1 protein-coding gene is annotated in these 564 nt (G+C 50.2%); it reads right to left on the bottom strand.

Annotation, left to right across the window (positions count from 1 at the left end; all coding sequences use genetic code 11):
- A partial coding sequence (locus R7R24_RS29310; protein WP_318120537.1) for a glycoside hydrolase domain-containing protein occupies positions 1–564 on the bottom strand: 564 nt, incomplete at both ends.

The raw sequence follows: 564 nt of genomic DNA, 5'->3' as shown, positions 1-564 counted from the left end.
CGATCTTCCCTTCGGTGTAGGCAAACTCGTCCACATAGTAAGGGTCGAATGGTAGCAGTGGGCATTTCTCTTTCATCACACCTGAGCCTTCAGGCCATTCAACCATTTCACACTCATCCAAACGCTCTTCATCAATTGGTTGGTTGAACTCCAAAGGCGGTTTGTTTGGTGATGAGCTTAGCGGGTGGTTTTTCGGACGTAAGAAGCCCGTCTCGGCATCCCAATGGTTGAGCCAGTTGTCGGCACGAGTCATAAATTCTTCTTGCAGTTTTACATCGCCAGCCATGCGCGCGATTTCTGCCATTGCCCAGTCGCCATATGCAAACTCAAGCGTGTAAGACGCACTGTTCCAGTAACCGTGATGAACAAAGCCGTTTTCTTCGTACACCTTCACTTGCACAACGTTTGCTGCGCCGATGTTGTTGTCTTCCGTCCAATCTGGGAATTCAGATGCCTCTTGGTAACGCACCGTAAACTCAGCCGCTTCTTTAGCCAGTTGTGGGTCGATGTCTAAGCCTTTCGCCATCGCGTCAGCAATGATAGAAACCGCAGGGAAGCCGATCA

The organism is Vibrio sp. 704, from assembly GCF_033339295.1.
Note: the sequence above shows the minus strand (reverse complement) of the source record. Positions and strands in the feature narration are given on the sequence as shown.